The organism is Actinacidiphila acidipaludis (assembly GCF_019890725.1).
Taxonomy (GTDB): domain Bacteria; phylum Actinomycetota; class Actinomycetes; order Streptomycetales; family Streptomycetaceae; genus Actinacidiphila; species Actinacidiphila acidipaludis.
Genome location: NZ_JAINZZ010000029.1, coordinates 13,785 through 33,624, shown reverse-complemented (window position 1 = coordinate 33,624; position 19,840 = coordinate 13,785). Strand labels below are relative to the sequence as shown.

The window sequence follows — 19,840 nt, the reverse complement described above, 5'->3', positions numbered from 1 at the left end:
GTTGACAGGACCTACGCTATGAGGGATGTAGGACAGCTCTTGTCCTACTGGGCGCGGACTCTGGACGACATGATGGACACCCCGGCACGACTGCTGAATCTGCTCTCGCTCCTGCAGACCCCCAGGGAGTGGTCGGGCACCGAGCTCGCCGAACGGCTGGAGGTGAGCACCCGCACCATCCGCCGGGACGTGGACCGGCTGCGCGAGCTCGGCTACCCGGTCGAGGCCACGATGGGGTCGGTCGGCGGCTACCGCCTGGTCGCCGGCAAGGCCCTGCCGCCGCTGCTGCTGGACGACGAGGAGGCGGTCGCCATCGCGGTCGGCCTGCGCGCGGCGGCGGGCAGCGCGGTGGACGGCATCGAGGAGGCGTCCCTGCGGGCGCTGACCAAGCTGGAGCAGGTGCTGCCGTCCCGACTGCGGTACCGCGTGGGCGCGTTGGGCTCCGCGGTGGTGACGATGACCGGCGGCGGGCCGCGGGTCGACCCCTCCGCGCTGACCGTCCTCGCCGGCGCGATCGCCAACCACGAGTGCGTCCGCTTCGCCTACCGCGCCGGCGACGGCGCCGACTCGAGCCGCCACGCCGAACCGCAGCGCCTGGTCGCCAGTGGCCGGCGCTGGTACCTGGTCGCCTGGGACCTGACGCGCGAGGACTGGCGCATCTTCCGCGTCGACCGGCTCACCGGCGTCACCGCGACCGGCGCGCGGGTCGCGCCACGCGCGCTTCCCGCCGCCGACGCGGCGGAGTTCGTCGCATCCAAACTGCGCAACCTGTGGCCCACCGCGCCGGCCGTGGTGGACTTCGACGCGCCCGCCGACGTCGTGCGGTCGAAGCTCGGCCAGGCGCCGGGCGAGGTCGACTCGCTCCCGGACGGCACGTCACGCTGGCGCGTGGACGCGGACCGCATCGACTGGATGGCCGTCCGCCTGCTGATGCTGGACCTGCCCCTGCGCGTCCAGTCGCCCCCGGCCCTCATCGAGCGCCTCCGCACCTTCGGCGACCGGGCCCGGGCAGCGACGGAGTGATGCCGTGGGAGTGACGCCATGACGGAGGCGCCCTGCCCCTTGACACCCGGCGGTGGCGAAGCGAGGCTGTTTTGACAGCGTACAGACAACGTTGTCACAACCTTCTGAAGTCGACCCGGTTCGGGCCCCGGCCCCCTCCTGTGGCGGCGCGGGCCCGCACAAGACAACCGTGAAGGGGAACGCGATGAGACGGAGAATGTCGGCCGTGCTGGCCCTGGCCGGATTGGCGCTGACGTGGATGGTGACCGCGGCCCCGGCCGATGCCGGCACCGGTTTCGGGACGGCGGCGCCGGGGGCCGTCACCGCGGACGACGGAGCGTATGTCGCGGCCCAGCAGTGGCTGGACACGCGGACACTGGACCTCACCGTCCACTCGCCGGCGATGGCTGCCGACGAGCACGTGCGGCTTCTCGTGCCGCCGGACTGGAACAGCCGTCCGAACGAGCCGTGGCCGGTCCTCTACCTCCTGCACGGGTGCTGTGACAGCTACGTCTCCTGGACCCGTTCCACCGACGTGGAACAGCTGACCGGCACGACGGACGTCCTCGTCGTCATGCCCGAGGCGGGCGCCGACGGCTTCTACTCCGACTGGTGGAACGAGGGCGCCGGCGGCTCGCCGCAATGGGAGACCTTCCACCTCACCGAACTGCGCCAGATCCTCGAACGCGGTTTCCGCGCGAGCCCGAGAAGGGCCGTCGCGGGACTGTCCATGGGCGGGTACGGCGCCATGAAATACGCCGAGACGGGTCTGTTCCGGGCGGCCGCGTCCTTCAGCGGCGTCCTGGACCCGCTCAGCAATCCCGGCGGCGTCCTGGCGTCCCTGTACCCGAACGCCCTGTGGGGCGAACCCGTCGCCCAGCGGCCCATCTGGGTCGCCAACGACCCGACCGATCACGTCGACCGCCTGCACGGGGTCAAACTGTTCGTGGCCGCCGGTGACGGCCGGCCCGGCCGGTACGACGACCCGTCGCGCCCCGCCGACGCCGTCGAAGCCGAAGTGCACGCCGAATCCGTCAACTTCGTCGACGCGCTGCGGCAGGCACATGTGCCCGTCACCACCGACTTCTACGGGCCCGGCACCCACGCGTGGCCGTACTGGCAGCAGGATCTGCACCAGGCCTTCCCGATGCTGATGCGGGCCATCGGCGCCCGGAACGCCGTCGGCCTCTCCTGACCCGGGTGACTCGCGACAACGGGTTGAGGGGGCGTCCGCCGGCAACTGCCGGTCGGCGACGCCCTGTCACCCATCCTGTTTTGTCGGTGTCTTGACGGAAAAATTCCGTCTCCCTTGGATGACTCCGCAGGGCCGCGTCGCTCGTTCCTCCGCTCGCCGCGCTCCCTGCCAGGTTTCTCCGATGGGGAAGGAATACTCATGGAATTGCGAGGCAAGCTGGCACGGTTTGCCGCGACGGCGCTGTCGGTCGGCGTGTTGCTGGTCGGCGGGGTCTCGGGCGTCGCACCGGCCGACGCGGCGACCGGGAACAACGCCACGTCGACGCCCGCGACCTACAGCAATCCGGTGACCGCCGGAGTGGTGGACACCTTCCCGGATCCGTCGATGATCCGGGGCAAGGACGGAGCGTGGTACGCCTACGGAACCACCAACCCGATCTTCAACAGTTCGGGTGAGGACGGCGAGCACCTCCTTCCCATCCTCCGCTCCGAGAACATGGTCACCTGGACGTACGTCGGCGACGTCGTCGCGCCGGACGCGGTCCCCGCGTTCTGGCCGGGCAACGCGCGCGCGTGGGCCCCGGACATCCGGTATGTCGACGGTCGGTACTACCTGACGTACGCGCTCTCCACCGGCGGCGTCGCGCTGGCGACCGCGCCGACGCCGACGGGCCCGTGGACCCACCACGGGCTTCTCGTCCCCAGAGCCGCGATGGCCGGGTGCCCGACGGGCAACATCGACCAGGCGCTGTTCACCGACACCGACGACACGCACTACCTCTACTGGGGCAGCTACGACGTCATCTGCGTCTCGAGGATGAACGCCGACGCGACCGCGCTCACCGGACCGGTCACCCAGGTCGCTCAGGGCAGGCGCATGGAGGGCGGATACGTCGTCAGGCACGGCGACTTCTACTACCTCATGTACTCCGACGCCGGATGCTGCGACGGGGCGTTCAGCGGCTACACCGTCAAGGTGGGCCGCAGCCACAGCCCGTTCGGCCCGTTCGTGGACGACACAGGGACCGACCTGATGAACCAGTCGAGCAAGGGCGGCTTCGTTCTCGCCCCGAACGGCAACGGATTCACCGGCGTCGGGCACAACGCGGTCCAGACCGACCTGTCGGGCCAGGACTGGATCGTCTACCACGCGATCTCCAACGCCGACCCCGACTTCCCGCCGGTGCAGACGCGCGCGGGCCGGCTGAACCTCTCCAGGCGTCCGATGATGATCGACCGGCTGGACTGGATCGACGGCTGGCCGGTGGTCAACGCGGGTGCGGGCGGCAGCGTCTCCGGCGCGACGGCTCCGGTGACGACCGGACCGGTCGACGACGACTTCACCGCGGGGCTGAGCGCTTGGGAGTCCCGCGGACCGGTCACCCTCGGCGACGAGACGGACTCCGGGCACTTCGCACGGCTCGGCGACGGAGCCGTGCTCACCAGCAAGGTCCACACCGACGGCGACGTACGCGCCCAGGCGGACGTCAGGACGTCGGCGGGCGGCACCGTCGGACTGCGGGCCGGCGTCACCGGGCGCAACGGCGCCGTCGCGTGGATCGACTCCCAGGCCGGCGAACTCCGCGTGGAGGTCACGCACGGCGGCACGACCGTCCGCTCCTCCTCGCCGCTGCCGGCCACCTTCGACGCGACCACATGGAAGGTGCTGACGCTCGACTGGGTCGGTGACGACGTCACGGCGTCGGTCTCGGAGGACAACCTCATCGATCCGCTCGCGGTGACGACGGTGACGGCGCCCAGGAACGCCACCCCCGGCGGCTCCGTCGCCGTGACCGCGCTTCACGGCACCGGCGACGCCGACAACGTGAGCGCCGCCCCGGCCGCCCGGCCGGTCACCGCCCGCGTTCCCGACCCGGTGCCGGGACCGCTGCTCACGGCGTACTCCGACGACTTCGACGGGACCGGCACGCCGGGAACGGGCGACTCGGCGTGGTCGTGGGTGCGGCAGCCCGCGACCGGACCGCGGCAGCAGAACGGCCAGCTCCTCTGGCCCACCCAGGCAGCCGAGCTGTACACGGGCACCAACACCGCCTCGGTGCTGCTCCGGGACGCTCCCAGCTCGGACTACCTCGTCGAGACGAAGCTCACCTTCGACGGCACCCGGCCCGCACAGCAGGCCGGCCTGGTGCTCTACCAGAACGACGACCGGTACCTGAAGCTGGTGCACTCGGTCCTGCCGGAGAACGGCAAGGCCGGCCAGGTGCTGCAGCAGACGGAGTTCGACAAGGAGGCGGAACGCCCGACGGCCACCCCGCCCCTCGCGGTGGCCAACGGCCCGATGTTCGGCGCGGCCCCCGCGGCGACCACCTGGCTGCGGCTGTATGTGCGGCACGACACCGCGCACAACGAGTACGACGTGCGCATGGCGTCGAGCACCGACGGCGCCCGCTGGGAGTGGGGCGGCACGTGGTCGCTGACCGACCAGGGCGCCCTGCGCATCGGCCTCGTGTCCATGAACACCGCGGGAGCCACCGCCTCGTTCGACTACGTGCACACCTACGACATGGCGCAGGCCGCCCGAAACGGAGCCGACAGCTGAGCATCAGGCGGACGTCGAACGACCCTTGACCGACCGTGCGTCGGCCGCGGGCGGGGTGCTCCTGACGGCGCCCCACCCGCGGGCATCGGCACCGGAGCCGCGGGCCGTACGGCGCGTATCGTCCAGACATGGACCCCACCGCTCCACCCCGCGTCCTCGTCATCGGGCTCGATCCGTACCGGCTGCCCGGGCCGTGGGATCCCGAGCCGGTGGCCGAGGCGATCGAGGCGGGGCTGGCGACGTTCGCCGAGCACGGCGTGGGGGTCGAGACCTGCCTCATCGGCCTCGACGGAAGCGACGACGTCGAGGCGTTGGTCGGGAGCGCGCTGCGCGCCCATCCGTGGGAGTGCGTAACCGTCGGCGGCGGCCTGCGGCACTCCGACGATCAGGTCGAACTCCTGGAGCAGGTGATCAACCTGGTGCGGCGGCTCGCGCCGGACGCGGCCATCGCGTTCAACAGCTCCCCGGCCACGACGTACGAGGCGGCCGCCCGCTGGATCGGGGAGTGAGGGCCCGTGCGGGCGGGAGCGGTCACTCCGTCAGACGCTGCGGGAGCTTCCCGGCGCCCCGCTCCAACCGGACGGCCCTGCCGCGGCCGCGCGTTCAGACGCTCTCACCGCGTGCCGCGGGCGCGACCCTGGTCGGCGGGGCGGACACGCCCGATACGCGGCGATCGTGGTCGCTGCTCCGGGTCACCGCTCTGGGTGCGGCGAGCCGGAAGTGCATGCTGCCGAAAGTGACCCAGTCGCCGGGGCGGACCGGTGCCTGGCCGGCCAGCCGGCAGCCGTTCACGAGCGTGCCGTTGAGTGAGCTCAGGTCACGCAGCACCCATCCGTCGACGGCGGAGACGAGGACGGCGTGCGAGCGGGACACCGAATGGTGCGACAGTCGCAGATGGCTGCCGTGGCTCCGTCCGATGACCACCGAGGGCGAGCCTGCCGTCGGCAGCGCGAGGACGGGCAGCCGGCGGATCCGGTGGCGTCGCCGGACGCGGGAGGCGACGTCGCTGGACGCGGCGATCACCCGGAGCATCAGCCGCCGCAGGCCGTTCAGCGAACCAGCAGCGGTCACCGGAACGGCTTCGGCCACTGGCAGATCCACGACCAGGGCGCGCAGCTCGGCATGGTCGCGCGCGGTGAGCACGCGCTCCATGCGCAGGAGGAATGTCTCGTGGGACAGCCGTCCCTCGGCTGCCGCCGTGCGCAGCAACTCAAGCACCTCTTCCCGATCCGCGTCGGACGCCCGCGAGGCCGGCACCTGCACCTGATGCTGCATCACGAGTGCGATTGTCCACCGGACGGTGGGTGCTGTCCACGGCCCCTGCAGCGCGGTCGGTGCGGTCGAGCGCGAGCCGGCCGGCGGCGGCGCCGCCGATGAGCCGAGCCGGCAGCGAGCCGGGGGCGGTCCGTGCGGTCGCCGCGTTACGACGTGAGTTCACGGGCCGCCGACCGGATCGACGCGGCTCAGGATCGGTCGCGAGCGACGGTGGTGGTGCCGCGGACTCGACCAGTGGACCGCGACCACGTCGTGCCAGGGCACGAACAGCGGCTTGCGCAACGGCATCCGCCGGCACCTCGTCACGGAATTGAGTAGTTGTCCCGTGTGCCACGCGCTCACCACCCGTGAGAATGCGAGGACCGCAGGTCGTTGAGGGGAGTGCGTGTGCGCCGACGCAGGTCTGCCGTGCTGGGACTGGCCGGACTCGTCGTCGTGGGGGCGGCGGCCGGGTGCGGTGGCGGCGGCTCGGGGCCGTCGGCGGCGATGCGGAAGGCGGTTCTCGACGGGTGCGGGCGCTATCTGAGACCGGAGACGGTCGCCACCGCCCTGAACCCGCTGCCCTACGCGAGCGTCGACGGCCACTTCGACACGGCCCGGCACGCCACGGGTTGGTGCACGGTGAACATCAAGGCCGCCGGCTCGGGCGCCTCCACCGCCACGAGTGAGCCGTACCTGAGGCTGGAGGCGTACGACAGGAGCAGGCAAGGCGGCCCCGGCAACTACGCGAAGCTGTCGTGCGATCCGCTGCAGAACCGCGGATACCAGGTCGTGAAGGGGCCGGGCCCCGGCGTGTCGTGCGCCACCTACACCGCGGCACCTCCTGACGCCGCGCTCGAAGGCGGCCGCCTGTCGGTCTACGGCAGCGTGGGTGAGCTGTCGATCACCATCACTATCGACGGGGTCAACCGCAGCACCGCCCCGAAGGCGACGCTGACGAGCGACCGGGACCACGGCTTCCAGCTCCTGGCGGACGTCATCGCCGCGGGAAAGTGACGCGCCGCCGGTTCAGCCGTGACCGGGCACGGACACGCCGCGCTCGTGGACCCAGACCGCCAACTGCGTGCGGGAGGTCAGACCGAGCTTGGCCAGAGCGCGCTCCACGTGATTCTCAGCGGTGCGGCGGGCGAGAACCAGATGGTCGGCGATCTCCTTGTTGGTCATACCGCGGGCCACCAGATCGGCGACCTGACGTTCTCGCCGGGTGAGGCCCGCGGTCCCGGACCGCCCGGCCGTGTCCCGCGGGACGTGGTCCGCCGTGTCCCGCAGGACGTAGTCCAGCGCCTGGGAGACCGGCAGGTCCGCTCCCTGGCGCACCGCGTGCTCGAACGCGGCATCGCCGATGGCGTCGCGGACCGCCGTCTCGCACACGCGCCGATCGCCGGCCATGAAGGGCGCCGTGGAAAGCCTGCCGCCGACCGTCGTCCACAACGCGTCGAGAACGCCCAGGAGCCGGGCGGCGCGGTCGTGAGCTCCGCCGGCCGCGGCGCTCCAGGCGGAGATCTCCACGCACATGGCGATGTCCCACCAGTCGCCGAACGGCCGCAGCAGCCGGACGGCTTCCCTGGCGAGCGCGTCCGCGGCCTTCCCGTCGCCCTGCTTCCAGCGGAGCAGACCGCGCGTGAACAGGCTGAGCCCGCGCACCCACGACTCACCGTGCTCGGTGGTGGCGGTCTCGCACTCCCGGCAGAGCGCTTCGGCGCGCGGGTGATCGCCGCTGAGAACGGCCACCAGGGCGAGTTTGAACAGGCATTCGCAGGCCGCACCCAGATCATCGAGGGCGCGGTGGCCCTCCAGCGCGGTCTCGAAGTGGACCGAGGAGCGGTCCAGGTCCCCGGCGAAAGAGGCCACCACGCCGAGATGGTGCTCGGTCCAGGCGAGCGTGGCCGCGTCCCCCAGGCGTTCGGCGGCCGCGCGGGCCTCCGCGATCAGGGGCAGCGCCTCTTCCGGAGCGCCGTGCAGGATGGTCAGATAGGCCAGGGCGGACAGCGCCCGGGCGCGCAGCGGGCTCGCGGTGCCGTCGCGCGCTTCGGCGTCCAGCAGGCGGGACAGCCATTGCCGGCCCTCGCTCAGGGAGCCCCGGGTGATCCAGTAGTGCCGGGGGGCCATGGCGAGCGCCAGGCCGGCCGCGGCTTCGCCGGGGGTCTCCCGACAGAAGCCCAGCGCCGTGCGGACGTCGGCGTGGTCGGCTCGTAACCGAGCGAACCAGCCGACCTGGGCGGGTCCGAACGACGCGGCCTGAGCGCGCGCGGACATGGCGAGCCAGTGGTCGCGGTGCCGTGCGCGGTACACCGCGAGTTCCCCGCTCGCGGCCAACTGTTCCTGGCCGTACTCACGGACGGTCCCCAGCATGGCGAACCGCGAACGGCCCTCTACTTCCTGACGCAGAAGAAGGGACTTGTCCACCAGCCCGTCCACCGCCTCGGTGACGGCCTGTGCGGGCAGGTCCGGCGTGACGCAGACGGCTTCGAGTCCTGCCAGGTCGAAGCCGCCCGCGAACACCGACGAGCGTGCCCACACGGCACGTTCCTGCTCCGTGCACAGCGCGTGGCTCCAGTCGATCACCCCGCGAAGCGTGCGCTGCCGGGGCGGGGCGGCGCGGCTTCCGAGGGTCAGCAGGTCGAACCGGCCGGCGAGACGATCGAGGAGTTCCTGGGGGGACAGGGTGCGCATGCGGGCGGCGGCCAACTCGATGGCCAGCGGCACACCGTCGAGCCGGCCGACCAGCCGCACCACCGCGTCGGCGTTCTCGGCGGTGACGCGGAAGCCGGGCCGCACGGCGGCCGCGCGCTGTTCGAAGAGGGTGACGGCCGGATAGCGGCCCGGCGCCTTGCCGGCCGCCGGACCAGGAGATGGCGGAACACACAACGGCGGTACCTGGAAGATCTGTTCACCCGTCAGCCGGAGCGCCTGCCGGCTCGTCGCCAGCACGCGCAGACCCGGCAGGGCCCGCAGCAGCGTGTCGACGAGACGGGCGCAACCACCCACCAGATGCTCGCAGTTGTCGAGCAGCAGCAGCGACCGCCGGCCTTGGAGGTGATCCACGACCACCTGCAGCGTCGGCCGCCCGGACCGGTCGACGAGGCCGAGCGCGGTGGCCACCTCCTGGGCCAGGAACTCCTCGTCGCGCAGAGCGGCCAGCTCCACCAGGTGCACGTCGTCGGAGGACCCCCGGGTCACCGCGGCCGCCACCTGGAAGCCCAGCCGCGTCTTGCCGACGCCGCCCACTCCGGTGAGCGTCACCAGGCGTGCCGTGGCGAGCATGCGCCGGATCCGGGTGACCTCGCCGCGCCGGCCGACCAGGGCGGTCAGGTCGGCCGGTATGCCGTCGTCTCGTCCCGGCCGCCCCACAGCTCCCATGCTGCCAACATAGCGGCCTCGTCCGGGGGTTCGCGGGCACCGGCAGGGGCGCGCAACCGGCTCTCCCGGGCGCCCGGAGAACGGTGCGCCCGGCGTGCGTCGCGTCAGCGCCCGGTGAGGCGGTCGGTCAGGCGTCCCAGCAGGGGTACGCACTCGCGGAGTTGGTCCTGCTCGTCGGCGCTGAGCTCGTCCCGGATGGCGCTGTTGAGCCAGCCGGCGCGCTGAGCGCGTTCCCGCGTCAGGCGGGCGCGGCCGGCGTCGGTGATGTGCAGCACGAGTTTGCGGCCGTCGCTGGCATGCGGTTCCGCGCGGACCAGGCCGGACCGGAGGAGTTCCTTCACGGATCTGGCCGCCGCCTGGTGGGTCACGCCGCGCAGGTGGGCGAGATCGGCCGTCGTCTGCGGGCCGCCGCGGTCCAGGTGGCCGAGGACGGCGGCCTCCCCGGAGGGCATCGTGTCCACCACTCGCACCGCACGGACCAGTTCCCCGATCACCTGCCGGAGGTCTTCGGCCAGGGCGTCGTCGTTCATGGCTTCACCCTATCCGAAGTATGTAATCTAGATGTACAACCTTGTTGTACATCTCACCACCTCACCTTCAGTGCTCACATGACGAAACGATCAGGGACGACACCATGCAGCTCACGAAGTTCGGCCATGCCTGTGTTCGCATCGAGAGGGACGGCCGCCGCCTTGTCGTCGATCCGGGCGGGCTGACGGAACCGCACGCGCTGGACGGCGCCGACGCCGTTCTGGTCACCCACGAGCACTTCGACCACTTCTCCGAGGATGCCCTCCGCGCGGCCGCGCGGAACAACCCCGGCCTGAGGATCTGGACCAACACCTCTGTGGCCGGGCAACTGGACGGCCTCGGGTCGCGCGTCACCGCCGTCGGCGAGGGCGAGGCCTTCACCGCGGCCGGCTTCGACGTGAAGGTCCACGGGACGTGGCACGCGCCCGTCCACGCCGACTTCCCGCGGGTCGCGAACATCGGCTTCCTCATCGACGACACCCTGTTCCACCCCGGCGACGCCCTCACCGTCCCGGACACCACCGTCGACACCCTGCTGCTGCCCGTGCACGGCCCCTGGTCCACGACCGGTCAGCTCATCGACTACGTGCGCGAGGTCTCCCCGAAGCAGACGTACGCCGTCCACGACGGCGCCCTCAACGATGTCGGCAGCACGATGATCGCGGGCCTGCTGAACGGGATCGGCCCCGGCGCCGCGGCACCCCATCGCCGCCTGGTCCCGGGCGAGTCGATCGAGATCGCATGAGGCCACCGGACGGGCGCCGGGGTGTGCCCGCTCGGACCCGGACCCGGACCCGCGGCCCGGTCCGACACCCGCGCGGACGCCGGACGCCCCCGTCCCCCGCCGGGGGCGTCCGTGCCCTGCACCTTCGCGCCCCGGACTCGTGCTCCCCAGGTCATACAACTCGCCCAGATGCTCGTCGAGTTCACCCGGCACCCCCCCACAGGCGGAGTTCACCTCCGACCCGGCGGAACCGGCCCTGATCACAGTGGAGTTCTTCACCGAGCGGGGCCCCGGTGCGTCTGGCACATGGGCCGTGAGCTGCTGCAGGGCGGCTTGACGCCGATGAGCGGCGCCGGCGACATCCGGATGTGGCCGACGCACGTCACCGGTGAGGAGGCGGAACCCGCGCGGTGCCTTGAGCGGGCCCGCACCCATCGCGTGGCGTGCTCGTCAGGGGTTCCGTACCCTGGAGAACGTGGCCGTCACGCCCGGCCGGCGGGGGCGTTCGGCCTGGTGAGCACGGGTTTCCGCCAGTGCCGAGGGCCGGGCATCCGTGTCCGTCGCATGACGCCGGGACCTCCGCCCGACCGCGTCCGGCACTCCCCCGCAGGGCCGTCGTGGCGCCTTCCGCCGGAGGAACGCGCCCAGACCCGGACCGCCGTGTTCCCCCTGCGTGACCGCCGCCGGACAGGCCGCGTCCGCCCTCAGCGGGCCGGGTGGGCGACAGAACCGCGATGACTTACGTACACGCGGCGCCACCGCCACCCCGCCGCCGCCGGATCCGGCAGTCAAACGACGGACGTCGTCCGCGGGACGCCGCGACAGGATCAGTGATGTCAGCTCATTCCGATCCCTACTTCGCACAAGGATGAAAATGACCACCAAATGGTTGATAACCGGCGCGTCCCGCGGTTTCGGGCGCGCCCTGGCGGAAGCGGTTCTGGAGAACGGTGACCGGCTGGTGGCGACCGCGCGCCGTCCGGAGCAGCTCGACGACCTGGTCTCCCGCTACGGCGGGCAGGTGCGTTCGGTCGCCCTGGACGTCACCGACACCGCCGCGGCCAGGAACGCGGTGCGGGCCGCCGTGGACTCCTTCGGCCGTCTGGACGTCGTCGTGAACAACGCCGGGTACGCCAACAGCGCGCCCATCGAGGAGATGACGGAGGACGACTTCCGGGGTCAGTTCGAGGCGAACTTCTTCGGGGTCGTCAACGTCACCCGCGCGGCTCTTCCGGTGCTGCGCGCTCAGCGCTCCGGCACGTTCCTGCAGTTCTCCTCGCTGGGCGGCAGGGTGGGCGGCACGCCGGGCATGGGCGCCTACCAGAGCGCGAAGTTCGCGGTGGAGGGCTTCTCGGAGGTGCTGGCCAACGAGGTCGCGCCGTTCGGGGTGCGGGTCGTCATCGTCGAGCCGGGCGCGTTCCGGACGGACTGGCAGGGCTCGTCCATGGAACTCCACGCCGTGGGTGCCGACTACGAGCAGACCGTCGGCGCCATGAACGAGTACCGGGCGCGGAACAACGGGACGCAGCCCGGTGACCCGGTCCGCGCCGCCCGGGTCCTCATCGACGTGGCCGGGCACGCCGAGCCACCGCGCCGGCTGCCGCTCGGCGCCCAGGCCGTGACCATGGCCCTCGAAGCCGGAGACGCCCGCGCCGCCGAGACGAGGAAGTGGGCGGAGGCCAGCGCCGCCGCGGACTTCCCGGCGTAGGCACGACGCACGCTCCACCTCCTCCGGTCGGCCTCACCCGCGCGGTGCTTCACGGGAGGGCTTCGCCGAGGCCATCCACGACGCGGTGAAGGCGCCCGAGCCGCGTCACTGGGTGGTCCTGGGCAGCGACGCGCAGCGCCGCATCGGCGTCAAGCCGGACCAGCTCCGGGCCGAGTTCGAGGCGGGCAGGGAACTGGCCCTCAGCACGGACTTTCCGGGCGCGGCCGCCAACGCCGTGCTCTGAGCACCGTGGATCGGCTCCGCGGACGCCTGCGGTGATGCCGCCGGCGTCCGCGGACAGCGTCACGCCGCTTGTCCCGCACGGGGAGCGGTCGCGCCCCGGCCGGCCTTGGCGGCTTCCACCATGCGCTGGTGGAGGTCACGGGCGTCGTGCTCGGTCGCCGCCGGTACGGGGCTGCCGACGATCGTGAACCAATCGGTCGCACCGCTGTACTGAACCGCCAGTTCCGCCTGGCCGTCGACCCAGGTGGTGTGGAGGGTGATGTCACCGTGGACGGGGCCGATCTCCACGGTGTCGACGCCCCCGGATCCGCTGAGGATGCCCTGCGTCGTCCAGGCCGTCCATTCGCCCATGGGTCACCTCCGCGGTTCGGATTCCCCCCGGGTGGAGTCATCCGGCTCCGCCACGAATTACCTCGTATGGAGCATTTTATGCGCATTCGCGGCCGGGATGTGCGGGGCGGGCCGCCCGGTGCCGTGGGCGCCGGGCCTCAGGCGCGGCCGTGGAGCTTCTGGGACCGGCGCGAGAGGGAGTCCAGGATGACGGCGCCGAGCAGGACGCCGCCGGTGACCATGTACTGCACGGCCGTCTCCAGGCCGATCAGGACCATCCCGGACGCGATGGACTGGATGACCAGGATGCCCAGCAGCGCGGACCAGGTCGTGCCGCGTCCGCCGAAGAGGCTGACCCCGCCGATGACGGCGGCGGCGATCGCGTTGATCAGCAGGGTGGTGGAGCCGGATGTCTGTCCCACCGACGCCACCCGTGACGTCAGGAACAGGCCGCCGACCGCGGCCAGGGTGCCGGACATCGCGAAGGCGGATACGCGTGTCCAGACCACGTTGATACCCGAACGGCGGGCGGCCTCGGCCTCTCCCCCGATCGCGAAGATCCGTCTTCCGTAGGTGGTGCGCCGCAGGACGAAGTCGAGGCCGACGACGAACACCAGGAAGACCAGGAGGGCGAGCGGCACGCCCCGGAAGTCCTCCAGGACCCAGGCGGCCGCGAACGAGGGAGCGGCGACGCCCAGGGTGCGCTCGGCGATCTCCCACACCGGCAGGGCGGACATCCCGGCACGGCTTCGCGCGCGGTTGTCCCGGTATGTCATCACGAAGAACGCGCCGGTGCCCAGCGCCGCCAGGCCGTAGGCGAGCGCCGCGCTGTGGAAGTAGCGGGTGCTGAGTTCCGCGACCAGCCCGCGGTCGCCCAGGTCGATGGTCCCGCTGGCTCCCAGCACGTAGAGCATCAGGCCGTTCCACACCAGCAGCCCCGCCAGGGTGACGACGAACGCCGGGACGCCGACGCGGGCGAAGAAGAACCCCTGGATGGTCCCGATGGCGGCCCCCGAGAGCAGGGCCGAGACGATGGCGAGCCATTCGGGCTCGCCGCTGTTGACGTACATCACCGCGAAGATCGACGCCGTGAGTCCGCTGACGGAACCGACCGACAGGTCCACCTCCCCCAGCAGCAGGACGAAGACGATGCCCACGGCGACCAGGCCGGGGCCGACGATGTCCACGCAGATGTCCGACAGGTTGCGGGGGGACAGGAAGTTGTGGTTCAGGCTCTGGAAGACGATCCACGTCACCAGCAGGGAGACGACGACGGGGAACGCGCCGAGTCTGCCGCTGCGCAGCCGGTCGCCGAGCGAGCGGAGGTAGCCCTTCAGCCCCTGCCGGCCGGGTTCGCCGGGGCCACCGCCCGGTCGGACGGTGGCCCGGCGCTCTCCGGCCGTGCGGCCGGCCGCCTTGGCGCCTCCGGCGTCACCGGGGGCGTCCGCGCCGTTCACAGCATGTCCTCCCAGGGCTTGGTCGCGCGCTGCGTCACGGCGTTGTCGGTGGCACCGGTGATGGAGGACACGATCTGCTCGTGCGTCGTGGAGGGCACGTCGAAGAAGCCGTTGTTGCGGCCGTGCCGCAGCACCGCGGCCTGGTCGGCGACGGCCTTGACGTCACCGAGGTTGTGGCTGATGAGCATGATCGCGGTGCCCTGGTCCCGCAGGCGGTCGATCAGGTCGAGGAACTGCGCGGTCTGCTCGATCCCCAGGGCGGCGGTGGGCTCGTCGAGGACGAGCAGCCGGGGGCGGCTGAGGATGGCGCGGCCGATGGCCACCGACTGACGCTGCCCCGCGGAGAGGGTGGCGACGGGGACCCGCACGTTCGGCCGGTGCTTGGTCAGGATCGCCAGCGGTTCCAGTTCCAGGGCCTGGCGTTCCATGGCGACCTCGTCCAGCACGCCCGCCCGCGTGATCTCGTGGCCCAGGAAGAGGTTTCCGACCACGTCGAGGTTCTCGCACAGCGCGAGGTCCTGGTACACGCCGGCGATGCCCAGCTCCTGGGCGTCGCGGGGGCGCTGGATCCGTACCGGCCGGCCACACCACTCGATGACCCCCGCGTCGGCCGGCCCGACTCCGGTGATCGCCTTGAGGAGCGTGGACTTGCCGGCGCCGTTGTCGCCGACGAGCGCGACGACCTCACCCGCGTGGATCTCCAGCTCGATGTCGGTGAGCGCCTGGACGGCACCGAACCGCTTGCAGATTCCGTGCAGAGCGAGCACCGGTGTGCTCGACACATCAATCACCTCCCGCCGGTCACCGACTCGCCTCGCGTCGCCGCCTGGTGCCATCGTCCGCACGCGGCGCGGCGCACCCGCCGGGTTCAGCCGGTGAGTCCGGCGTCACGGCAGGCGGACTGGACCTTCGGTGTGCATATCTGCTGGACCGTGTAGACACCCGCGTCGACGATCGTCTGCTTGACGTTGCCCCGGTTCACCGCGACCGGAGTGCCCAGGTACGCCGGTATGTCCTTGGTGGTGTCGTTGCTGATCCGCTGCTTGGCGATCGCGTCGATCGGCATGCCGCGGGCCAGGGCCACCGCCATCTCGGCGGCCGCGTCGGCCTCGGCCGCGAAGGACTTGTAGACCGTGACGGCCTGCTCGCCGGTCACGACGCGCCGTACCGCGGCGAGGTCGGCGTCCTCACCGGTGACGGGAGGCTGCGGCGTGACGTTCTCGGCCTTCAGGGCGGTGACGACGCCCGTCGCCAGTCCGTCGTTGGCCGAGTAGACGCCGTCGAAACCGTGCGGGCCCAGCTTGGCGACCGCCGCGAGGGTGTTGGTGAACGCGTTCTGCGGGATCCATCCGGTGGTGTTGTACTCGGCGACGACGTCCGCCTTGCCCTGGAACACCGACAGGGCGCCCTTCCGCAGGGCCTTGGCGTTCGGGTCGGTGGGTTCGCCGTTCATCATGACGATCCGGGGCCGGCCCGCGCCCTTTCCGAGGGCGGCCAGCAGTCCCTGGGCCTGCAGCCGTCCGATCATCTCGGAGTCGTAGCCCGAGTAGGCCGACAGCGGGCCGTCGGCGAGACGGTCGTAGGAGACCACCGGTACGTGGCTCGCGTGCGCCCGCCTGACCGAGGTGGCCAGCGCCTTGCTCTCGACCGGGGACAGGATCAGCACCCGCACACCGTTGGCGATCATCGAGTTCACCTGCGACTGCTGGGTGGCGACGTCGGCCGAGGCGTTGGCGTACCGCACGGTGCAGGTTCCGCAGAGCTGCTTGACGCGTTTCTCGATCAGCGGCTTGTCGAACTTGGTCCAGCGCGGGGTGTGCGTGTCGGGCAGCAGCACGCCGACGGTGAAGCCCCCCTCGGCGGCGGTCCCCCGGTGGGCCACTTGGGCCGTGCCGTGCGGGGCCAGCACCAGGACCAGGCCCGCCGTCAGGGCGGCGACCAGCCCGCGCGTCCGTCCGCGGCTCCAACCGCGCCTCATCGCCATGACGCCTCCCGGCCTGCCCCGGCCTCGGCGTCGGCCTCGGCGTGCTGAGGCGGCAGATCGATCTCGCCCCACACCTGCTTGCCACCGCTGAGCGGCACCGATCCCCACGCGGCGCAGACGGCCTCCACGAGGAGGATGCCGCGGCCTCCGGTGGCCTCCCAGTCGATGCCCGTGGGCTTGACGGGTGCGCGGGGCGAGGAGTCGCTCACCGCGACACGCATGCGTTCCCCGGCCAGGGTGAGGTTCAGGTGCACCTCGCCGCTGGTGTGCGTCATGGCGTTGGTGACGAGTTCGGAGACGACCAGCAGGATCGCGTCCGTCTCCCGTGTCTCGTGCCAGGAGCGCAGCACCCGCGCGGTGAAACGCCGGGCGTGCATCACGGCGTCCGGCAGCCGCCACACCGACCAGCTCGCCCGCCGCGGCCGGACCGGCAGCCCGTCGTAGCGCAGCAGCAGGAGGGCCACGTCGTCCTCGCGCCGCTCGGTCGTCCCGATCAGTGCGTCGGCCGTGCGGTCCGCCTCACCCGGATCGGCCGAGGCCAGCACCCTGCGGACCCGCTGTACACCGTCCTCCAGATGGAGCTTCGAGGACTCGACCAGACCGTCCGTGAACAGGGCCAGGACGCTCCCGGGGGCCATACCGAGGGCGGTCATCGGGAAGTCGGCGCTCGCGATCACGCCGAGCGGCGGTCCGCCCTCGGCCTCGACCTCGCGCGTCGCGCCGTCCGGTGCTCGCAGCACCGGCTGCGGGTGGCCGGCCCGGACCACCCAGGCCTCGCCGTCCTCGACGTCGAGCGCGACGTAGCAGCAGGTCGCGAACGCCTCGGTGTCCAGGCCGATGAGCAGGCGGTTGGCGTGGGACATCACCACGTCGGGCGGGTGCCCCTCGACGGCGTAGGCGCGGATCCCGGTACGGATCTGACCCATGATCGTCGCCGCCTCGGCACTGTGGCCCTGCACGTCGCCGATGACCAGCGCAACGGACCGGTCGGACACCGGGATCACGTCGTACCAGTCACCGCCCACGGCGAGCCCCGTCGTCGCGGGCAGGTACCGGGCGACCGCCGTGCCGCCGGGCAGGACCGGCAGGGCGCGGGGCAGCAGGCTGCGCTGCAGTATCGAGGTGAACTCGTTCTCGGCGTCGTGGGAACGGGCGCGGGCCAGCGCGTGCCCGACCAGCCCCGCGGCCGAGGTCAGGAGCGCGCGCTCCCCGGCGCCGAACTCGTGCGGCTCGTCCCAGCCCAGCAGGCACACGCCCGCCATGCGTCCGTCCGCCGGGAGCGGCAGGACCGCGAGTCCTCCCGGGCCGGCCTCGGCGAGACCCGGCTCCAGGCCGCTGCTGGAGGCCCACAGGCGGGTGCGGCCCTCGCTCAGCACGCCCTCCAGCGTGGGCAGGTCGCCCGGCGAGGTGTCCGGCCATTCCGAGTGCCACTGCGAGCGCCAGGTGCCCCACACCGCGGGCCCGTGCGGCTCCATGCCGGTCACCACCAGCCGGCCCGCGTGCAGCTCGGCGAGCACCACGGTGTCGGCCCCCAGCGGGTCCCGCAGGGCGGTGACCACGGCATGGCTCACGTCGCTGACCGTGGCCGCCGCGGCGAGGGCGACCGAGAGGCGCTGGGCCCGGGGCACCCCGGCCCCCGTCGGCCGCAGGTGCGACGCCTCCGCGATCACGCCCAGCAGCCGGCGCGGCCGCCCCCCGTCGTCCGTCAGCACGCGGAAACGCAGCCGAACCCTGCGCAGCCCGCCGTCAGGGCGGCGCACCCGGAAGTCGAGGTCCTCGCCACAGGGCCGGCCCGCATGCGGCTCCAGGACGGACATCAGTGCGGGAAGATCCTCCAGGACGGTCTGCGCCAGCACCGTCTCCACACGCCCGTCGAAACGGTCCTCCGGCAGGCCCAGGAGGTCCAGCGCCTGCCGGTCCGCCTCGATCCGGCCGGTGACCGGCGCCAGAGTGAACGAACCCATGCGCCCGAGGTCCACCCAGGGGCTCTCCGGCCGGGTTCCCGGCTCCCGCACGCCGGGGTCGGCGACCGTGCCCGTACCGCCCCGGGTGCCTTCTGTCTCCATCCGCATGGACACCTGGTCGGCGTACAGCTCGAGGAAGCTGCGCTGCTCGGCGCCGGATCCGTTCCCGCCGGGAGCTCTGACGGCCAGGCATCCCATGAGCGTCTCGCCGGCCGCCAGCGGGGCGGCCCCCAGCCACTCGCCCGCGGTCCGCGGGGCGCCGTCCGCCGGGAGGGCCTCCCTGGCCGTCCTGGACCCGATCACCGCGAGGTCGTCGGCTTCCGCGACGGCGGACCACACGAGCTCGCCGGTGCGGAAGGCCTCGGCCACCGCGGAACGGCCCGACGTCGGGTAGCTCACCGGGAAAGCGGCGCCGTCCCCCGGCTCCTCCTCCACCGCCTCGCTCAGACGCAGCCGCCCGGACTGCTCGTCCGGCACGTAGACGGCGGCCGCGGCCGCCCCTCTGAAGACCATGCCCTCCTCCGCCATACATCCCCCGCGTCCCTGTCGCCGGCCGACGTCGGTGCGCCAGGACCGCGATCCGGCAGGACCCGGGGGCGACGGGCACGGGAGGTACCGAATGGGCTGCCCGTTCCGACCCACCTCAGACATATTAGATACCTATTGCGGCGGAATGTCTCCTGACTCGGCTGCGGGACCGTGAAGCTGTCCGCCGTCCGTGCGGTGCCGCCTGCCGCTGGGCTGCCCGGTCCTCGACTTCCGGGGTGCCCCCCGGGCCGCCTCCGTTTCCGGGGTGCCCCTTTCGGTGCGTTGCCGACTGCTGCGCCGTCGTGGCTTGTCGCGCAGTTCCTCGCGCCCCTGTTATCGCTTGCCGTTCGTTCACGTATCGGGGGCAGTCCGGAAGCGTCTCCTCGGACTGTGCATGGCGGCTACTTACGAATTGGCTGGTCGGGCGGATGCACATTCCTGCGGGGAGCGCTTCCTCCCCACCCCCTGGCAGTGAAAGTGGCCGCATGGGGTGTTACCGGGGTACCCCGGTCCTGCCCAGGCGGCTCCATGGACCACCAAGGGGGTGGGGAGGAAGCGCTCCCCGCAAGGACTTGTGCACACACCCGCCCAGCCCCTTCGTAAAAACGGTCACGCACAAGTCCGAGGAGACGCTTCCGGACTGCCCCCAACGTGCGGACAAACGGCACGTGAAACAGGGGCGCGGGGAACTGCGCGAGCAACCCACCACCGGCGGAAAGCCGGGAAGGCACCGCAAGGGGCAGGACGAGCCCCGACGGGGGCGCGAGGAACGGCGCGAGCAAGCGGCCACCGGGTGGACGACGGCAACGGCGGATCGGGGGCACCCCGGGGGCGGGAACCCGCGGTGACGGGCGGCGGCTCGTCATGTTCAACGGCGCGGCGCGGAGGATTGGTTCCGCTGCGGGACGTGACGTTTCGCCCAGCTCCTGGGCCTGTCAGAACAGGCCGGAACCGCTTCATACTCCGGGACCGGACGGCAC

18 protein-coding genes are annotated in these 19,840 nt (G+C 72.1%); 9 read left to right on the top strand and 9 right to left on the bottom strand.

The features are described from left to right. Positions 1 to 69 precede the first annotated feature (69 nt). From K7862_RS21910 to K7862_RS21895, 4 genes are all read left to right on the top strand, one after another. Positions 70 to 1,023, top strand: coding sequence for a helix-turn-helix transcriptional regulator (locus K7862_RS21910; protein ID WP_222965218.1), 954 nt, complete (start codon positions 70 to 72; stop codon positions 1,021 to 1,023). A 184-nt stretch (positions 1,024 to 1,207) separates the two neighbouring features. Beyond that, positions 1,208 to 2,197, top strand: a complete 990-nt coding sequence (locus tag K7862_RS21905; protein WP_222965123.1) for an alpha/beta hydrolase — start codon at positions 1,208 to 1,210, stop codon at positions 2,195 to 2,197. Between the two features lie 198 nt (positions 2,198 to 2,395). Further along, positions 2,396 to 4,756 carry a family 43 glycosylhydrolase gene (locus tag K7862_RS21900; protein WP_222965121.1) on the top strand — a complete coding sequence of 787 codons (2,361 nt, stop codon included), beginning with the start codon at positions 2,396 to 2,398 and terminating at the stop codon, positions 4,754 to 4,756. A 128-nt stretch (positions 4,757 to 4,884) separates the two neighbouring features. Then, on the top strand, positions 4,885 to 5,265 hold the full coding sequence (locus tag K7862_RS21895; protein WP_222965119.1) for a hypothetical protein: 381 nt from the start codon (positions 4,885 to 4,887) through the stop codon (positions 5,263 to 5,265). Positions 5,266 to 5,359: 94 nt separating this feature from the next. On the opposite strand, the gene K7862_RS21890 is transcribed toward K7862_RS21895, so the two are convergent. Both K7862_RS21890 and K7862_RS37735 read right to left on the bottom strand, forming a co-directional pair. Further along, the gene (locus K7862_RS21890; protein WP_222965216.1) at positions 5,360 to 6,031 is read right to left on the bottom strand and encodes a DUF1707 and FHA domain-containing protein; all 672 of its coding nucleotides are present in this window, start codon (positions 6,029 to 6,031) and stop codon (positions 5,360 to 5,362) included. Positions 6,032 to 6,190: 159 nt separating this feature from the next. Beyond that, positions 6,191 to 6,319, bottom strand: a complete 129-nt coding sequence (locus K7862_RS37735) for a hypothetical protein (protein WP_262413583.1) — start codon at positions 6,317 to 6,319, stop codon at positions 6,191 to 6,193. A 99-nt stretch (positions 6,320 to 6,418) separates the two neighbouring features. On the opposite strand from K7862_RS37735, the gene K7862_RS21885 reads away from it, so the two are divergent. Next, complete coding sequence (locus K7862_RS21885; RefSeq protein ID WP_222965117.1) at positions 6,419 to 7,027, top strand: hypothetical protein; 609 nt, start codon at positions 6,419 to 6,421, stop codon at positions 7,025 to 7,027. 12 nt (positions 7,028 to 7,039) lie between these two features. Here the strand turns inward: K7862_RS21885 and K7862_RS21880 are convergent, their stop codons facing one another. Then, complete coding sequence (locus K7862_RS21880; protein ID WP_222965115.1) at positions 7,040 to 9,391, bottom strand: ATP-binding protein; 2,352 nt, start codon at positions 9,389 to 9,391, stop codon at positions 7,040 to 7,042. A gap of 104 nt (positions 9,392 to 9,495) precedes the next feature. Further along, complete coding sequence (locus tag K7862_RS21875) at positions 9,496 to 9,921, bottom strand: MarR family winged helix-turn-helix transcriptional regulator (RefSeq protein WP_222965113.1); 426 nt, start codon at positions 9,919 to 9,921, stop codon at positions 9,496 to 9,498. A 104-nt stretch (positions 9,922 to 10,025) separates the two neighbouring features. On the opposite strand from K7862_RS21875, the gene K7862_RS21870 reads away from it, so the two are divergent. The 4 genes from K7862_RS21870 to K7862_RS21855 all read left to right on the top strand — a co-directional run bounded on the left by K7862_RS21870 (position 10,026) and on the right by K7862_RS21855 (position 12,598). Next, positions 10,026 to 10,667 (top strand): MBL fold metallo-hydrolase, encoded by a 642-nt coding sequence (locus K7862_RS21870; protein ID WP_222965111.1) that lies wholly within the window; start codon positions 10,026 to 10,028, stop codon positions 10,665 to 10,667. Between the two features lie 168 nt (positions 10,668 to 10,835). Next, on the top strand, positions 10,836 to 11,384 hold the full coding sequence (locus K7862_RS38500) for an SsgA family sporulation/cell division regulator (protein WP_372461624.1): 549 nt from the start codon (positions 10,836 to 10,838) through the stop codon (positions 11,382 to 11,384). 136 nt (positions 11,385 to 11,520) lie between these two features. Continuing rightward, positions 11,521 to 12,354 carry an oxidoreductase gene (locus tag K7862_RS21860; RefSeq protein ID WP_222965109.1) on the top strand — a complete coding sequence of 278 codons (834 nt, stop codon included), beginning with the start codon at positions 11,521 to 11,523 and terminating at the stop codon, positions 12,352 to 12,354. A gap of 85 nt (positions 12,355 to 12,439) precedes the next feature. After that, positions 12,440 to 12,598, top strand: coding sequence for a hypothetical protein (locus K7862_RS21855; protein ID WP_262413582.1), 159 nt, complete (start codon positions 12,440 to 12,442; stop codon positions 12,596 to 12,598). Between the two features lie 59 nt (positions 12,599 to 12,657). Here the strand turns inward: K7862_RS21855 and K7862_RS21850 are convergent, their stop codons facing one another. The 5 genes from K7862_RS21850 to K7862_RS21830 all read right to left on the bottom strand — a co-directional run bounded on the left by K7862_RS21850 (position 12,658) and on the right by K7862_RS21830 (position 18,845). Then, positions 12,658 to 12,948: a hypothetical protein gene (locus K7862_RS21850; RefSeq protein WP_222965107.1), complete on the bottom strand. Its 291-nt coding sequence runs from the start codon at positions 12,946 to 12,948 to the stop codon at positions 12,658 to 12,660. A 137-nt stretch (positions 12,949 to 13,085) separates the two neighbouring features. After that, complete coding sequence (locus K7862_RS21845; RefSeq protein WP_372461623.1) at positions 13,086 to 14,384, bottom strand: sugar ABC transporter permease; 1,299 nt, start codon at positions 14,382 to 14,384, stop codon at positions 13,086 to 13,088. Beyond that, positions 14,381 to 15,175 carry an ATP-binding cassette domain-containing protein gene (locus K7862_RS21840; RefSeq protein WP_308012110.1) on the bottom strand — a complete coding sequence of 265 codons (795 nt, stop codon included), beginning with the start codon at positions 15,173 to 15,175 and terminating at the stop codon, positions 14,381 to 14,383. Before K7862_RS21840 ends, K7862_RS21845 begins: the two co-directional genes overlap by 4 nt. Positions 15,176 to 15,252: 77 nt before the next feature. Further along, a complete protein-coding gene (locus K7862_RS21835; RefSeq protein ID WP_222965103.1) occupies positions 15,253 to 16,368 on the bottom strand; it encodes a sugar ABC transporter substrate-binding protein in 1,116 nt (371 codons plus the stop codon). Further along, complete coding sequence (locus K7862_RS21830; protein WP_308012109.1) at positions 16,359 to 18,845, bottom strand: SpoIIE family protein phosphatase; 2,487 nt, start codon at positions 18,843 to 18,845, stop codon at positions 16,359 to 16,361. Before K7862_RS21830 ends, K7862_RS21835 begins: the two co-directional genes overlap by 10 nt. Positions 18,846 to 19,840 lie beyond the last annotated feature (995 nt).

Bases quoted from the DNA above. Each gene is read 5' to 3' on its own strand.
- K7862_RS21860 (WP_222965109.1), top strand. From the start codon at position 11,521: ATGACCACCAAATGGTTGATAACCGGCGCGTCCCGCGGTTTCGGGCGC.
- K7862_RS21875 (WP_222965113.1), bottom strand. From the start codon at position 9,921: ATGAACGACGACGCCCTGGCCGAAGACCTCCGGCAGGTGATCGGGGAA.
- K7862_RS21905 (WP_222965123.1), top strand. From the start codon at position 1,208: ATGAGACGGAGAATGTCGGCCGTGCTGGCCCTGGCCGGATTGGCGCTG.
- K7862_RS21850 (WP_222965107.1), bottom strand. From the start codon at position 12,948: ATGGGCGAATGGACGGCCTGGACGACGCAGGGCATCCTCAGCGGATCC.
- K7862_RS21870 (WP_222965111.1), top strand. From the start codon at position 10,026: ATGCAGCTCACGAAGTTCGGCCATGCCTGTGTTCGCATCGAGAGGGAC.
- K7862_RS21835 (WP_222965103.1), bottom strand. From the start codon at position 16,368: ATGGCGATGAGGCGCGGTTGGAGCCGCGGACGGACGCGCGGGCTGGTC.
- K7862_RS37735 (WP_262413583.1), bottom strand. From the start codon at position 6,319: ATGCCGTTGCGCAAGCCGCTGTTCGTGCCCTGGCACGACGTGGTCGCG.
- K7862_RS21895 (WP_222965119.1), top strand. From the start codon at position 4,885: ATGGACCCCACCGCTCCACCCCGCGTCCTCGTCATCGGGCTCGATCCG.
- K7862_RS21900 (WP_222965121.1), top strand. From the start codon at position 2,396: ATGGAATTGCGAGGCAAGCTGGCACGGTTTGCCGCGACGGCGCTGTCG.
- K7862_RS21880 (WP_222965115.1), bottom strand. From the start codon at position 9,391: ATGGGAGCTGTGGGGCGGCCGGGACGAGACGACGGCATACCGGCCGAC.
- K7862_RS38500 (WP_372461624.1), top strand. From the start codon at position 10,836: ATGCTCGTCGAGTTCACCCGGCACCCCCCCACAGGCGGAGTTCACCTC.
- K7862_RS21910 (WP_222965218.1), top strand. From the start codon at position 70: ATGATGGACACCCCGGCACGACTGCTGAATCTGCTCTCGCTCCTGCAG.
- K7862_RS21830 (WP_308012109.1), bottom strand. From the start codon at position 18,845: ATGGTCTTCAGAGGGGCGGCCGCGGCCGCCGTCTACGTGCCGGACGAG.
- K7862_RS21890 (WP_222965216.1), bottom strand. From the start codon at position 6,031: ATGCAGCATCAGGTGCAGGTGCCGGCCTCGCGGGCGTCCGACGCGGAT.